General features: G+C 64.5%; 13 protein-coding genes and 1 riboswitch. Of the genes, 6 read left to right on the top strand and 7 right to left on the bottom strand.

Features of this window, described 5'->3' with window-relative positions; genetic code table 11:
• Together AC3Z8Y_RS10780 and AC3Z8Y_RS10775 are read right to left on the bottom strand one after the other, a co-directional pair.
• Positions 1–1,038 carry an alpha/beta hydrolase family protein gene (locus AC3Z8Y_RS10780; protein WP_490089675.1) on the bottom strand — a complete coding sequence of 346 codons (1,038 nt, stop codon included), beginning with the start codon at positions 1,036–1,038 and terminating at the stop codon, positions 1–3.
• Between the two features lie 182 nt (positions 1,039–1,220).
• Entirely contained in the window at positions 1,221–2,051 is an 831-nt protein-coding gene (locus AC3Z8Y_RS10775; protein WP_490089674.1) for an undecaprenyl-diphosphate phosphatase, read from the bottom strand.
• Between the two features lie 228 nt (positions 2,052–2,279).
• Between AC3Z8Y_RS10775 and AC3Z8Y_RS10770 the strand changes: the two genes are divergently transcribed.
• From AC3Z8Y_RS10770 to AC3Z8Y_RS10755, 4 genes are read left to right on the top strand one after another with little or no spacing between them, the layout of a single operon-like run.
• A complete protein-coding gene (locus AC3Z8Y_RS10770; RefSeq protein WP_490089673.1) occupies positions 2,280–2,816 on the top strand; it encodes an AAA family ATPase in 537 nt (178 codons plus the stop codon).
• A gap of 22 nt (positions 2,817–2,838) precedes the next feature.
• Positions 2,839–3,000, top strand: coding sequence for a hypothetical protein (locus tag AC3Z8Y_RS10765; RefSeq protein WP_490089672.1), 162 nt, complete (start codon positions 2,839–2,841; stop codon positions 2,998–3,000).
• A 27-nt stretch (positions 3,001–3,027) separates the two neighbouring features.
• Positions 3,028–3,306, top strand: coding sequence for a hypothetical protein (locus AC3Z8Y_RS10760; RefSeq protein WP_490089671.1), 279 nt, complete (start codon positions 3,028–3,030; stop codon positions 3,304–3,306).
• A gap of 37 nt (positions 3,307–3,343) precedes the next feature.
• A complete protein-coding gene (locus AC3Z8Y_RS10755) occupies positions 3,344–4,033 on the top strand; it encodes a DUF421 domain-containing protein (RefSeq protein WP_490089670.1) in 690 nt (229 codons plus the stop codon).
• Between the two features lie 120 nt (positions 4,034–4,153).
• Here AC3Z8Y_RS10755 and AC3Z8Y_RS10750 read toward each other — a convergent pair whose 3' ends face one another.
• The 5 genes from AC3Z8Y_RS10750 to AC3Z8Y_RS10730 all read right to left on the bottom strand — a co-directional run bounded on the left by AC3Z8Y_RS10750 (position 4,154) and on the right by AC3Z8Y_RS10730 (position 11,420).
• Complete coding sequence (locus AC3Z8Y_RS10750) at positions 4,154–4,717, bottom strand: vWA domain-containing protein (protein WP_490089976.1); 564 nt, start codon at positions 4,715–4,717, stop codon at positions 4,154–4,156.
• Between the two features lie 89 nt (positions 4,718–4,806).
• Positions 4,807–5,808 carry a magnesium chelatase ATPase subunit I gene (locus AC3Z8Y_RS10745; RefSeq protein ID WP_490089669.1) on the bottom strand — a complete coding sequence of 334 codons (1,002 nt, stop codon included), beginning with the start codon at positions 5,806–5,808 and terminating at the stop codon, positions 4,807–4,809.
• A 1-nt stretch (position 5,809) separates the two neighbouring features.
• The gene (gene cobN / locus AC3Z8Y_RS10740; RefSeq protein ID WP_490089668.1) at positions 5,810–9,586 is read right to left on the bottom strand and encodes a cobaltochelatase subunit CobN; all 3,777 of its coding nucleotides are present in this window, start codon (positions 9,584–9,586) and stop codon (positions 5,810–5,812) included.
• Positions 9,587–9,589: 3 nt separating this feature from the next.
• Positions 9,590–10,654, bottom strand: coding sequence for a cobalamin biosynthesis protein CobW (gene cobW, locus AC3Z8Y_RS10735; RefSeq protein WP_490089667.1), 1,065 nt, complete (start codon positions 10,652–10,654; stop codon positions 9,590–9,592).
• A gap of 89 nt (positions 10,655–10,743) precedes the next feature.
• Positions 10,744–10,953, bottom strand: a riboswitch (cobalamin riboswitch).
• A 17-nt stretch (positions 10,954–10,970) separates the two neighbouring features.
• Positions 10,971–11,420, bottom strand: a complete 450-nt coding sequence (locus AC3Z8Y_RS10730) for a PACE efflux transporter (RefSeq protein WP_490089666.1) — start codon at positions 11,418–11,420, stop codon at positions 10,971–10,973.
• A 94-nt stretch (positions 11,421–11,514) separates the two neighbouring features.
• Here AC3Z8Y_RS10730 and AC3Z8Y_RS10725 point away from each other — a divergent pair, with 94 nt between their 5' ends.
• Both AC3Z8Y_RS10725 and mexE read left to right on the top strand, forming a co-directional pair.
• Positions 11,515–12,396, top strand: a complete 882-nt coding sequence (locus tag AC3Z8Y_RS10725; protein WP_490089665.1) for a LysR substrate-binding domain-containing protein — start codon at positions 11,515–11,517, stop codon at positions 12,394–12,396.
• Positions 12,397–12,578: 182 nt separating this feature from the next.
• On the top strand, positions 12,579–13,814 hold the full coding sequence (gene mexE / locus AC3Z8Y_RS10720; RefSeq protein ID WP_490089664.1) for a multidrug efflux RND transporter periplasmic adaptor subunit MexE: 1,236 nt from the start codon (positions 12,579–12,581) through the stop codon (positions 13,812–13,814).

Raw genomic sequence — 13,814 nt, 5'->3', positions numbered from 1 at the left:
TCATTGATCGGCGGTCTGCCAGCCGGCACGGGTAGGCCGGCCCAGCGCCTGGGCGAAGAAACGCCCGGCTTCGTCGATCATCGTACGGTGGATGCCCGCGCGGTCCACACCCTGAGCGTCCTTGCACAGCGCGGGCAGTTCCCGCTCCTGCTCCGCCGTGCAGGGCGCCATGAACACGAAGTGCCCGGCACCGGCCAACGGATGGTAACGCGCCTTCACAGGAAGCTTACGGGCCAGGGCTTCGGCGTTCTTGTCGACCGCCACCAGTTGATCGTTGTCCCCGGCATAGATCAGCGTAGGCACCTGCACAGTCGCTAACGCGTGGCGACCAAACATCAGGCTCAAGGGCGCCATCAGCAATAGCGCATGTACGCGCGGGTCTGCCTGGGCGGTGAGGTCCTTGCGGTCGGCAACCAGCTCGCCATGGCCTTTGCACGCGTCGGTGTCGTGAGGCCGCTCGATGCAGTAGGCCTTCAGGCGGGACAGGTCCGGCCGGGCCCCAGAAAGGATCAGCGCCGTCTCGCCCCCGGCTGAATAGCCGATAACACCCACCTGCTGGGCATTGAGGAACGGCGATAGCATGGGCTCGTCGAGCGCAGAAGTAATCGCGGCAGAGATTTGCAACGGCCGACCATACAAGTTGCTGAGTGTGCCCAAGCGGCTCTGGTCGAGGTAGTTGTCACCCGGATGGAGCACGGCCACCACCACGAACCCCTTGCCTGCAATGGAGGTGATCAGGTCATGTAGCGCCAAGGGCGTTCCGGTATTGCCGTGGGAAAGCATCAGCAGCGGGAAACGGCCCATCGCGATAGGTGCGTCTTCATCGGCGTCCAGCTGATAGCCATCCACCCGGGCGGTATGCCCCATCATGCTGGAGGGATAGAACGCATAGGCGTGCATAGGCTTGCCATCCAGCGGGTCCGAGAATGTCAAGCGATGCACGCCCACACCCCAGTGTGCCCGCGGGGCCGCCTCAAGCTGCACCGAAAACAGGCCCAGAAGCACCAACAGGCCCAAAGCTGTACACAGACGCTTCATCCCTACGCCCTCGAACCGTCTCAAGGGCGCGTTACAGGCGGCGCCCCTAGCCTTCTTGCCCCATGCGGTTGTGCGGGGAACCTGATAGTACCTAGCACAAGTTGCGCCAACTGCTTTGTGCCGGTCGGCAAACGCGGGCGCACCCCACTTCGACTGAGCGGCTGAGGGCGGAGTTCAGCCGTTTACCCTTGAGCCGTAGACCAATCAACCCAATGGAATTGCCAGGTCAGGAGAATGAGCAGCCCAAACGCCACCCGATACCAGGCAAACACGGCATAACTGTGGTGGGCGATGAATTTCAGCAGGCCTTGCACGGCGATCATCGCAAACAGGAAGGACACCAGAAAACCGAGCGCGAACACCGGCAGGTCCGAAGCCTGGAACAGATCCCGGTACTTGTACCCGGAATAAACCGCAGCCCCCACCATCGTCGGCATGGCGAGAAAGAATGAGAATTCGGTGGCCGCTGTACGCGACATTCCGAACAACAGCCCGCCAATGATCGTGGACCCGGAGCGCGAGGTACCGGGAATCATCGCCAGGCACTGGGCGCAACCGATCTTCAGGGCGTCGGTCCAGCGCATGTCATCCACGTGCTCGATGCGCACCTGATGGGTTCGCTTTTCGGCCCACAACATCACCACCCCCCCTACGATAAGCGCGCAGGCCACGGTTACCGGGTTGAACAGGTAGTGGTGGATCAGATCCGAGAAGAGCACACCGAGCGCCACTGCCGGGAGGAACGCGATCAGCAGGTTTGCGGTGAAGCGCCGTGCTTCGGGCTGTGTGCCCAAACCGGCGACCACGCTGATGATCTTGCCGCGAAACGCCCACACCACGGCAAGGATTGCCCCCAGCTGGATGATGATATTGAATGCCATCGCTCGCTCCCCGCCGAAGTCGAGCAAATCTGCCACGATGATCTGATGCCCGGTGCTGGAAATCGGCAGGAACTCGGTAAGCCCCTCGACAATTCCCAGCACCATAGCCGAAGCGGCTGTCCACATGTCCATACAGTTCCCCCAGATCCGGCCGTTCTATGACGGCTTGAATGATTAGGCACACACTTTGGTGACAAAGGCGCAAGTTCCTGAGTTTTTTCAAGCATTTCCCTGCAGCGAAGCGCCTGCGCCGGCGATTCTGACTGATGCTTGACACCAACGCCAGTACACCTGCGTGAGGGTTTGGGCGGCGCGGGTTAGGATGTCGACTTTCCATAGGCGAAAGGCGAGCGTGGCGAGATGAATGTGGTGGTATTGACCGGGCCGGAGTCAGTAGGCAAAAGCGCGCTGGCCTTGCGCCTGCAGCAGCGCTATGGGGGGCTACGCTGCGCCGAATACGTGCGTGAGTTCATCGACACCCACCAAAGGGATACCTCGCTGAGCGACATTCCCACGATCGCCCGCGGTCAACTCGCCATGGAGGACGCGGCTAGGGCGGCCCGGCCCGAATGGCTCTGGCTGGATACCCACCTGCTTAGCAACCTTTTGTGGAGCAACCTGCTGTTCGGAAGCTGTCCGGCATGGCTCCACACGGCGTTACTGGAACGGCGTTACGACCTTCACCTGCTGCTTTCTCCTGAGGGCGTAGAGTGGGTAGCCGACGGCCAGCGCTGCCAGCCGGATGTGGCAGATCGTCGCGCCTTTTTCGAGGCATGCCTGCATTGGCTTAGGAACAACGAGCAGCCTTTTGTTGTGCTAACCGGCGATTGGGCAGCCCGGGAAGCGCAAGCTCACGCCGCCATCGCTCGTGTTTTCGGGGGTACCGCCCGTCCGTGACAGCCCACCGGCGATCGGTCGGTTGGAATTCACCCTCACCGGCGAAGTCTTACGGCTGCAAACGGCGACCTTTATGAAGACGCAATACTTCAAAAAATATGTGGCCGCCTTTGTGACTCGCTGGTCGCGTCAGGGCATCAGTATTTCAACTGCCGCCTCCAAAGACGCGGCGATGGCAACCTGACGTGCACTTCGAGAGAGCAAACAACTCATGGACGCAACGCTGCGTGTGAACGAAGCCCTACTGATCGCCGGCAACGCTTTCGAACCCTTTCACTGTGTAGCCTGGACACAGCAAGACGGTGACGGCGCCCTCAGCCTTACCGTGATCGATGACCACACCAGTCACAACCTGTGCCGCGCGCAATTGTCGGCCAGTGCGTACTCCGACCCGCTGCAACTCGCCACCGCGCTCGAAGAAGTGCGCGCCGGCCTGTCCCGTCATGGCTATAGCCTGCAACCCTGGAGCATGCCGGCCTTTGCCCACTGATTACCTTGACCGGCCGTAATCGCCGAAACGGCGTGTAATGTCTATCGACTGGCAGCGGGTGCTGCTGGACAAGCAGTCGCTGGCCTTTCTGTGGGAAGTGGCCGGGCGCACGCTGCTGGCCTATGCGGTGGTCTTTATCTTCCTGAAGATTGCCGGCCGGCGGGGCGTGCGCCAGCTTTCCTTGTTCGAACTGGTGGTCATCCTCACGCTCGGCTCCGCGGCCGGCGACGTCACGTTTTACGACGACGTCCCCATACTGCCGGTACTCACAGTGTTCCTGGTAATGACGCTGTTGTACCGCTTTACAACCTTTGTGATCGAGCGCAGCAGCCGCTTCGGTGAATGGCTGGAGGGCCGCGCGATTCTTATTATTCGTGACGGCGTGTTCGAGCTCGAAACCCTGGACAAGGGCAACGTTACCCACGACGAGTTCCTTATGGAACTGCGCTTGCATGGGGCTGAACATCTGGGCCAGATTCGGCTGGCATTGCTGGAGGTAAACGGCGACGTCAGCGTGTACTTCTATGAGCGGGACGAAGTGCGGCCTGGGTTATCGATCCTGCCGCGGGAGTTCCGCTCCCCCTCCGAAGCGCCCGAGGCGAGTGGGTTGTATGCCTGCGAACATTGTGGTGGCGTGCAGCGGCTGGCAGGCCATCAACGGCTGGGCTGCCCCCGCTGCAAGCGCAAGGTATGGAGCTTTGCCATCACCCGGCCAAGGGCTGGATAGCCCTCCCGGGGCGCACCGGCCACTGCGGGAAGATAGGCCGCGAACGCTATCTGTAGGACTGGGCGCAGCCCGGGAATGTTCGCAGGCTTTCGCCTACTCCCACAGAGTCCAACGTTTTTCTCAACCCGGCGGCAACGCGTCCACATGCATGTATTCCGCCTCCAGAAGCCGGGCCAGCTCACGCCCCTTGCCCAGCCGCACCCCGCCCAGCTCCATGTCCACCAGTAAGGTGTCACAGCCCACACTTTGTATACCCTGCACTGTCTTCAAACGCCCGTCGGTGATCACCACGCAGCGATAAACGCGCCCGGCCTCGACGTACTGCTGCCGGGCCAGCCAGGTTTTTGCTTCGCTCAGCGCTTCAGGTAGCGGCGTGCCGCCGCCGGCGCCGAGCTGATCAAGCCAGGGCCCCAGCGCGCGGGAGGCCTTAAGGCCATGGCGCTGCCATTGAGCGCCAGCGCCACTGGCGGTGATCAGGGCCAGCCGCGCCCGCTGGCGGTACGCCTGGTCGAACAAAGCCTGTAAAAACCCTTTGGCGCGGGACAGCGCGCCGTGACGGCGGGTGGACGCCGAAGTGTCTACCACGATCAACCACAGCGGCGGCGCATGCGCCGGGCCGGCTTGCCACTGCACATCCGCTCGGCTTGCGGGGCGGCCCTTCGCGAGCGTGGGCACCCAGGCGATGCGCCCACCATGGCCCCGGCGCCCGCTCCGGTGGCTGGCTTTGCCCACAACGCTTGTGCGCTTCGCCCCCGCCTGGGCCAAGGGGGGGCTCAATGCTTTTTTGGCCACCCCGGCAGGCCAGTGCGTGGCCCTGTGGCAACCACTTGCGCGGGCATCTGCCCCCAGTCACCCGCCGCCCCTTGCTGGGGCTGTTGCGGCTGCTGAGGCTGAGCGGCGCTTGAACTAGCCGGGGGGGTCAGCGGCGCGGAGCTCTGCCGACGGTGACGCAAGGCAAACTCTGCCACCGCCTCAATGTCCACATATTCGATACGCGCCCCACCGCGCCAGGCGGCGTGGGCACGGGCGGCGCGCAGCCACACCAGGTCCGCGCGCAAGCCGTCCACGCCAGCGGCATGGCAGGCCTCGCTGATGCTGGACAATGCTGCGTCATCCAACGGTATGTCATTCAACCGCACTCGGGCTTCGCCGCAGCGTTGGCCAAGGTTGGCCTGCTCGCTCGCCCATTGTTCGCAGAAGCCGGCCGGGTCGTTGTCGAACGCCAGGCGCCGGCGGATGATGGCCTGGCGCTCGGCGGGCTCGGGCCGCTGTTCCAGTGCGACGTTCAAGCCAAAGCGGTCCAGCAGTTGGGGCCTGAGTTCACCCTCTTCCGGGTTCATGGTCCCGATCAACACGAAACGCGACGGATGCTGGTGGGAAATGCCGTCGCGCTCCACGCGGTTGATCCCGCTGGCGGCGACATCCAGCAGCAGGTCCACCAGCGGGTCCGGCAACAGGTTCACTTCATCGACGTACAGCACACCGCCGTCGGCGGCCGCCAGCACACCGGGCGAAAAGCGGACCTGCCCCTGCCCCAGTGCAGCGTCCAGGTCCAGTGTGCCGGCAACGCGGTCCTCACTGGCGCCCAGCGGCAAGGTCACAAAAGGCGCCCCCTCCAACAGGTCGGCCAGCCCGCGGGCCAGGGTGCTCTTGGCCATGCCACGCGGGCCTTCGATCAGCACGCCGCCGATCTTCGGATCAATCGCCGCCAAGCACAGCGCCAGCTTGAGTGGCTCAGCGCCGACGACCGCGCTCAGGGGATAGTGAAACGTCATCTCAGCCCTCTTCTTCGCTGTCCAGCAGCACATCTTCCAGTGCCTGGCGGTAGTCGCCGGGTTGTTGCCACAGGCCGCGCTGCTGAGCCTCCAGCAGGCGCTCGGCCATGTCCCGCAACGCATGGGGGTTATGGTCGCGAAGGAAGTCGCGGTTTTGCGCATCCAGCACGTACGCTTCAGCCAGCAGTGCATATTGGTGGTCTTCGATCAAGCCGGTAGCCGCATCGAAGCCGAACAGATTGTCCAAGGTAGCGGCCATCTCGAAGGCACCCTTGTAGCCGTGGCGGCGCATGCCCTCGATCCACTTGGGGTTCGCTGCCCGCGCCCGTACTACCCGGTTCAGGGCTTCCTTGAGCGTGCGAATGCGCGGCACGTCCGCCTGGCTGTGATCGCCATGGTAACTGGCGGCTTCGCGACCGCTTTGTTGATGCACTGCCGCCAGCATGCCGCCCTGGAATTGGTAGTAGTCGTTGGAGTCGAGCAGGTCGTGCTCGGTGTTGTCCTGGTTTTGCAGCACTGCCTCCACCTGGCCCAGGCGGCGGGCCAGCTCCACGCGCGCTGGCGCGCCCTCATCGGCGGCGCCGTAGGCATAGCCGGAGTGATTGAGGTACGCCTCGGCCAGATCGTCCCGTTCGGTCCACTGGCGGGACTCGATCACCCCTTGTACGCCGGCGCCGTAGGCCCCTGGCTTGGCTCCGAAGATTCGCCAGCCGGCCTGGCGCCGGGCATCGTCAGCCTCGACACCACCGGCTATGAGCTGCGCCTGCTCGTTGCGCACCCGCGCGGCAAGGGGGTTCATGTCTTCCGGCTCGTCCAGCGCCGCTACCGCCTGGACCGCAGCATCGAACAATCGAATGAGGTTGCCGAAGGCGTCACGGAAGAACCCGGACACACGCAGCGTTACGTCCACCCGGGGACGATCCAGCAGGCTGAGCGGCAATATCTCGAAATCGTCCACCCGCTGGCTGCCGGTGGCCCACACTGGGCGTACGCCGAGCAGGGCCATGGCCTGAGCAATGTCATCACCGCCGGTGCGCATCGTCGCGGTGCCCCAGACGGAAAGCCCGAGGGCACGCAGGTGGTCGCCGTGGTCTTGCAAGTGGCGCTCTAGCACCAGGTTGGCCGAGGCGAAACCCAGCCGCCAGGCCGTGGGGGTAGGCAGGTTGCGTACGTCCACGCTATAGAAGTTACGGCCGGTGGGCAATACATCCAGGCGCCCCCGGCTGGGCGCGCCGCTGGGGCCGGGCTCGACAAAGCGGCCTTCAAGCGCAGCCAGCAGGTTGCCGATTTCCGCGGGGCCGCAGGCGTCCAGCGCGGGCGCTACCCGCCCAAGCAGCCCCTCGACAATGGCTGCAACGCCCTCCCACTCTGCCCCTGCCGGGCACTCCCAGCGTCCATTCAAGGCGTTTTCCACCCACTGAGCACCAAGCAGTTCAAGGCGCTCGCGGGTATCGCCATGGGTGCGCCACGGGCCGGCATCCACATCGGCCAGTAGCCGTGGGCGAGGGCCTTGCCAAGGGTCGCCGAACACGCAGTCGAGCGGATCGAACCCCAGGCCCAGGGCCTTGGCCAGCGCCCTTGGCAGGCTGGCCTCCGCGCCCTTGCCTGCCCCGCGCGGTACACGCAACAGCGCGCACAGGGTATCGATGCGCAGCCCCCCCGTGGGGGACTCACCGAACACGTGCAGGCCGTCGCGGATCTGCGATTCCTTCAGGTCACACAGGTAGGTGTCCAGGCGCGGCAACCAGGTATCGGCATCGCTCAAGGCGGTATCGCTCAGGCTCAGTTCGCGGTCCAGCTGGGTAGCACGCACCAGCGCCAGTATTTCCCCTTGCAGCTCCAGCGCGCGACGGCGGTCCAGCAACTGAGCGTCATAGTATTCGTCCGCCAGCCGCTCCAGGTCGCGCAGCGGCCCGTAGCTCTCGGCGCGGGTCAAGGGCGGCATCAGGTGATCGATGATCACCGCTTGGGTACGGCGCTTGGCCTGGGCACCCTCGCCCGGGTCATTGACAATGAACGGGTAGATATTCGGCAGCGGGCCGAGCAGCGCGTCTGGCCAGCAACCGGCGGACAGGCCTACGCCCTTGCCAGGCAGCCACTCCAGGTTGCCGTGCTTGCCCACGTGAATGACGGCATGGGCGCCATACGTACGCCGCAGCCAGAAGTAGAAGGCCAGGTAGCCGTGCGGGGGCACCAGGTCCGGGTCGTGGTAAACCGCGCTGGCGTCGAGCTGGTAGCCGCGGGCAGGCTGAATGCCGACGAAGGTGTCGCCGAACCGAAGCCCGGCGATCATCAGCCGCCCGCTGCGGTACATCGGGTCGGCGTCGGGTGCGCCCCAGCGGTCGATCACGGCCTGCCGGCAGGTTTCAGGCAGGCTCAGGAACGCTTCGGTGTAGGCGCCCAGTTCAAGGCTTTGCGCGCACGGGCGGGCGTCCAGGTGCTCCAGATCGTTACTCACGCCGCCCAGCAGCGCGTGAATCAGCGCGGTGCCGCTTTCGGGCAGCTGGCTCACGGCATACCCCTGCCCCTGCATCGCGCGAAGAATGTTCAGGGCGGCCGCAGGGGTATCCAGGCCTACGCCATTGCCGATGCGGCCGTCCCGCGTCGGGTAATTGGCCAGTATCAAGGCCACGCGCTTGCCCTGCGGCGGTGTACGGGCCAAGGCAATCCATCGAGCCGCCAGTTGCGCCACGAAGGCCATACGCTCAGGGTGCGCGCGGTAGCACACCACGTCACTCTGGCTGCGCTCGCTGCGCCAGGCCAGGTCCTTGAAACTGACCGGCCGGCTGATGATGCGCCCATCCAGCTCGGGCAATGCCACGTGCATGGCCAGGTCTCGCGGCCCCAGCCCTTGGGCACTGCCCTCCCACATGGGCTGGTTATCCTGGGCACAAATGGCCTGAATCACCGGCACGTCGCGGCGCAACGGGCGCTGCCGAGGGGCGTCGGGGCTGGCCAGGGCGAAGCCAGTGGTATTGATCACCAGCGCTGCCTGGGCTTCGTCCATCCAGGCTTCAAGCTGCGCCAGGCATTCGGCTTCCTTCAGGCTGGCCACCGCCACCGGCATCGGGTTCAACCCAGCCGTGATGAGCACGTCACAGAAGGTATCGATGAACGCCGTATTGGCGGCCTGCAGGTGCGATCGGTAGAACACCAAGGGCACCACCGGCGCACCGGGCTGCCAGCAGGCTTGCCAGTGTGCCAGGTCTGTTGTGCCGGAGGCCGGGTGATACAGGCTTACCCGGGGCAACGGCGCGGGCGGTTGCCAGGGCAAGGGCTGCGCCAGTGCCTGAGGGAAAAACTCTGCAGCCATGTAGGCGTACAGCGAGTGGGCGTTACCCATGCCACCTTGGCGCAGGTATTGCCAGATGTTCTCTGCCACTTGCGCCGTTACGGAACTCAGCGCACCCAGCTCCGGGTCTGGCCGGTCGTCCCCGGGTACCGCGACGATCAGCACGCCCCGCTCGGCCAGGCGTGTCAGCTGCTCGACACCGTAGCGCCAATAGCTCACGCCGCCATGCAGCGACAGCACGATCACTTTAGCGTGACGCAGCACCTGGTCCACATACAGGTCCACCGAGGCGTGGTTCTGCACCTGCATCGGGTTGGCCAGGCGCACGCTCGGGTAGTCCCCCGGCAGGCCGTTCGCCGCTTCGGCCAACAGGGCAAGGTGGGAATCGCCGCTGCACAGGATTACCAGTTCAGCCGGGCTCTGGCCCAGGTCCGCGATGCTGTCGTCCGGAACGAAACCGCCGGGCTGGGTGCGTAGCAGGTGCATCGGTCAGCCGCGCAACGCTTGGGTCAGTTCATCGCGCAGCACGCCACCGTCCAGCGCCTGGCCAATCAATACCAACCGGCTTACCCGGGCCTCGCCCGCAGCCCACGGCCGGTCGAAATGCCGGTCGAACCGGCTGCCTACGCCCTGTACCAGCAAGCGCATGGGTTTCCCGGGGATGGCGGCAAAGCCTTTCACCCTGAGTACGTCGTGACGCTGGACCACGCCTTCGAGCGCCGCCATCAATGCAGCTTCTGGCGCTTCCGGCAACTCGACCCAGATGGAATCGAAGGCGTCATGGTCGTGGTCCGCTTCTTCGCCATCATGGTGTTGATCGTGATGGGTAAGGCGGCCATCGATGTGCGCTTCCGATTCGGCGCCCAAGCCCAGCAGTACTGCCAACGGCAGCTGCCCGGCACTGGCTTCGACCACTTTCACCGCGGCCGGCAGCTCTTCGCTCACTTCAGCACGCACGCGTTCCAGGCCTTGCGCGTCGATCAGATCGACCTTGTTCAGGATTACCAGGTCGGCACTGGCCAGTTGGTCTTCGAACAGCTCGTGCAGTGGGGACTCGTGGTCCAGGTTCGGGTCCTGCCGGCGCTGCGCGTCCACGGCTTCAGGGAAGGCGGCGAAGGTGCCGGCGGCCACCGCAGGGGCATCCACCACGGTGATCACCGCGTCAACGGTGCACGCATTGCGAATATCTGGCCATTGGAAGGCCTGCACCAGCGGTTTGGGCAGGGCCAGGCCGCTGGTTTCGATAAGGATGTGGTCCAGGGTGCCGCGGCGCTGCACCAATTCACGCATCACCGGGAAGAATTCCTCCTGGACGGTGCAGCACAGGCAACCGTTGGCCAGCTCGAACACGCGCCCTGCGGCTTCTTCTTCGGTGCAGCCGATGCTGCACTGCTTGAGCAGGTCGCCGTCGATGCCCAGCTCGCCGAACTCGTTCACGATCACCGCAATGCGCCGGCCTTCGGCGTTATCGAGAATGTGACGAAGCAGCGTGGTTTTACCCGACCCAAGGAAGCCGGTAACGATGGTAACGGGAAGCTTGCTGAGCGTTTTCATGGGTGGCCCTGGCACTGTGGCGGGCAGGCGCGAAGGCACCGCAGGCGGCGCCTGGGCAGGTTCGCACCGGATCACCCCGCCCGGTTGAATAAAAGGATCGGCACGAGGCAGGTCTCCTGGCTTGCGGCGCCCCGGGCAATACACCCGATGGCGGCCTGGCGCCTTCCCGCCCCGAAGGCAGTGGCATTGGCCAGGCTTTACCGCTCACAGTTGCGGGGGCAGCCGCGGCTTGTTACCGCGTTCCCATCTTAGCTTCAGCAGGCATTGCCCCTGGAAGCACCTCGAGGGGCAAGCCTACGCAGTGCCAGCCCACAGGTCAATCCGCGCCGGGGCATGCACTGGCGTTGAACATTGTTTGCCGAGGCAGCCCGAAGGCCTTGTCAAACACCCATTGAAAGCCGTAGGCATAAACGAAGAAGAAGGCAAACAGCCCTACGTTGGTGAGGAAAGCGGTAATCAGGTCCACGCCAAGGCCGTAAGCCATTACCGGGGTGAGAATGGCCGTAAGGCCGCCTTCAAAGCCCACCGCATGCAGCAGCCGCCTGAAGGGCGTACGTGCATGCCAGCCCCGACGGCGCTCGAACGCTTCGAACAGATGGTTGAACAGCATGTTCCAGCCCAGCGCAACGGTGCTGATCACTACCGAGAGCACGGTGGAGTGCCCCATCCCCTGGCCAAATAGCAGGGCCAGGGCAGGTGCCACGAATATCAGGGCTCCCGCTTCGTAGAGCACGGCCTGGACGATTTTGCGTTTCGCGCCTTGCATGTCAAAACTCCCGTGAACATGCGCGCAGCTTCGATGGTTGAGCCCGGCGGTGCAAGCAAGTAGATTTGACCCACCCCTAATGAGGCTAAACCCGGTGTTTGCCCACCTTCCCCTCACCGCCCTGCGCGGTTTTGAATCCGCCGCCCGGCTCGGCAGCTTCGCCGCCGCCGGGGAAGAGCTGTCGGTCACCCCGGCGGCCATTTCCCATCAGGTCAAATCCCTGGAGCAGTGGTTGGGCACCTTGCTGTTCGAGCGCACCGGCCAGGGGGTACGGCTGAGCGATGCGGGCAAGCGGTTGCACGCGGGCCTTCATCAGGCGTTTGTTGGCCTCAATAGCGCCGTGCTACCGCTGTTGCCGGATGAAGCCACCAATACCTTGGTGATCACGACCACCCCGGCCTTTGCCAGCTTGTGGCTGATCCCTCGCCTGGGCGATTTCTATGCGCGCTGCCCGCACCTGAACGTACGCGTGGAGACGGCCGAAGCGCTGACGGACCTGGCTCGGGATGCCTCGGTACACTTGGCTATCCGTGCGACCTTCAATGCCGAGCCAGAGCTGTATCAGGTGACGCTGTTCGAAGAGCACTTCGCGGTGTATACCCCACACGGTTGGTCGCCCTCGGTCGCCCAGGCCCCGGTGCTGATCGACATGCCATGGGCCAGCAGCGTTCCCGGCACGCCCGACTGGCCCCAGTGGTGCGCCATGGCCCAGCACCAGCACTGGCTGTCACGGCCCGGGCGGCGCGCCTATGCAGATGAGCAGCACGGGCTGCTGGCGGCCATCTCCGGGCACGGCCTGGTGCTAGCCAGCGACGTGCTGGTAGCGGATAGCGTGAGCAAGGGTTTGCTGCAGCCGTACCTCCCCCATCTGCGCCTGCGTGCGGCGACCTACCGGCTCAGTTGCCTGCCAGGGCGCGAGCGGCTGCCTGCCGTGCGGATGTTCATGGATTGGGCGTTGGAAACAGCTGGCGCGTAGGGCGGTAAAGGCCGCGAACGGTTCTACGGCTGCGCCGGGTCCTACAAGGGTGTGGCTCAGAAATTTTTTGAATAGCCCGAATCACTGGCAATGATAGTTACCTTCGAACCATTCGATTCGTCGATGGTCGCGCGTGTCGCCAGAATCCGTCCATCCTGATAAACATAATGGGCGGGCTTCTCATGGAACAGTCATTCAAACCCTTGCATTATCCGTTGGCCGTGCTCGCGCTCGCTGTGCTCACAGCGTGCGGCAAAGCGCCTGAAACCGCTCAAGCACCACAAGCCCCCAAGGTCAGCGTTGCTGAAGTGCTGGATCAGCCCGTGAATGAGTGGGACGAGTACACTGGCCGCCTTGAAGCCCCGGAAACCGTACAGATCCGCCCGCGCGTGTCGGGCCAGATCGATACCGTCGCGTTTACCGAAGGCGCCCTGGTAAAAAAGGGCGACCTGCTGTTCCAGATCGACCCGCGGCCGTTCCAGGCTGAGGTACATCGCCTGGAAGCCCAGCTGCAACAAGCCCGCGCCAATGCCGCCAACAGCGAGAACGAAGCCAGCCGCGGCGAACGCCTGCGCAGCGCAAATGCCATTTCCGCAGAGCTGGCCGACGGCCGTAACAGCGCCGCCCTCGCCGCCCGCGCGGGGGTTGCCGCGATCCAGGCCCAGCTGGACCTCGCCCGCCTGAACCTGAGCTTCACCCGCGTCACCGCGCCCATCAGCGGCCGCGTGGGCCGGGCAGAGATCACCGCCGGCAACTTGGTGAGCGCCGACAGCAGCCTGCTCACCAGCGTAGTGTCCACCGACAAGGTGTATGCCTACTTCGACGCCGACGAGCGCGCCTTCCTCAAATACACCCAACTCACCCGCGATGGCCGGGTAAGCAGCGCGGCACCGGTGTACATGGGGCTGTCCAACGAGGATGGCAACAGCCACCTGGGCCAACTGAACTTCCTCGATAACCAGGTGAACCCGCAAACCGGCACCATTCGTGGCCGCGCGGTGTTCGACAACAGCGACGGCCAATACACCCCAGGCCTGTATGCGCGGCTCAAGCTGGTAGGCAGCGGCGTGTATGAAGCGGTGCTGATCAAGGACGAAGCCGTAGGCACCGACCTGGGCAAGAAGTTTGTGCTGGTAATGGACAAGGACAACAAGGCGACTTATCGCTCAGTTGACCTTGGGCCGAAACTCGAAGGCTTGCGCATCGTGCGCGGCGGCCTGGCCAAGGGCGACCGTATTGTAGTCAATGGCCTGCAGCGCGTGCGCCCGGGCTCCACGGTCGACCCGCAAACCGTGCCTATGGCCAGCAGTGAAACGCTCGCCGCGCTCGCCAGCCAGCGCCAGGCACTGGAAGCGAACAACCGGCCCGCGAACGCTCCCCAACAGAAACTGGCAAGCACCGCCAGCCCACGCGGCTAA

The sequence above is a fragment of the Pseudomonas sp. 3MAES_34.3B genome (assembly GCF_058145875.1).
This window is presented reverse-complemented; position numbering and strand designations above follow the sequence as displayed.

What these genes read in the sequence shown, in the direction of transcription:
- AC3Z8Y_RS10755 (WP_490089670.1), top strand. Translation starts at nt 3,344, where the DNA reads ATGTCTATCGACTGGCAGCGGGTGCTGCTGGACAAGCAGTCGCTGGCC.
- cobN (WP_490089668.1), bottom strand. Translation starts at nt 9,586, where the DNA reads ATGCACCTGCTACGCACCCAGCCCGGCGGTTTCGTTCCGGACGACAGC.
- AC3Z8Y_RS10730 (WP_490089666.1), bottom strand. Translation starts at nt 11,420, where the DNA reads ATGCAAGGCGCGAAACGCAAAATCGTCCAGGCCGTGCTCTACGAAGCG.
- cobW (WP_490089667.1), bottom strand. Translation starts at nt 10,654, where the DNA reads ATGAAAACGCTCAGCAAGCTTCCCGTTACCATCGTTACCGGCTTCCTT.
- mexE (WP_490089664.1), top strand. Translation starts at nt 12,579, where the DNA reads ATGGAACAGTCATTCAAACCCTTGCATTATCCGTTGGCCGTGCTCGCG.
- AC3Z8Y_RS10745 (WP_490089669.1), bottom strand. Translation starts at nt 5,808, where the DNA reads ATGACGTTTCACTATCCCCTGAGCGCGGTCGTCGGCGCTGAGCCACTC.
- AC3Z8Y_RS10775 (WP_490089674.1), bottom strand. Translation starts at nt 2,051, where the DNA reads ATGGACATGTGGACAGCCGCTTCGGCTATGGTGCTGGGAATTGTCGAG.
- AC3Z8Y_RS10780 (WP_490089675.1), bottom strand. Translation starts at nt 1,038, where the DNA reads ATGAAGCGTCTGTGTACAGCTTTGGGCCTGTTGGTGCTTCTGGGCCTG.
- AC3Z8Y_RS10770 (WP_490089673.1), top strand. Translation starts at nt 2,280, where the DNA reads ATGAATGTGGTGGTATTGACCGGGCCGGAGTCAGTAGGCAAAAGCGCG.
- AC3Z8Y_RS10760 (WP_490089671.1), top strand. Translation starts at nt 3,028, where the DNA reads ATGGACGCAACGCTGCGTGTGAACGAAGCCCTACTGATCGCCGGCAAC.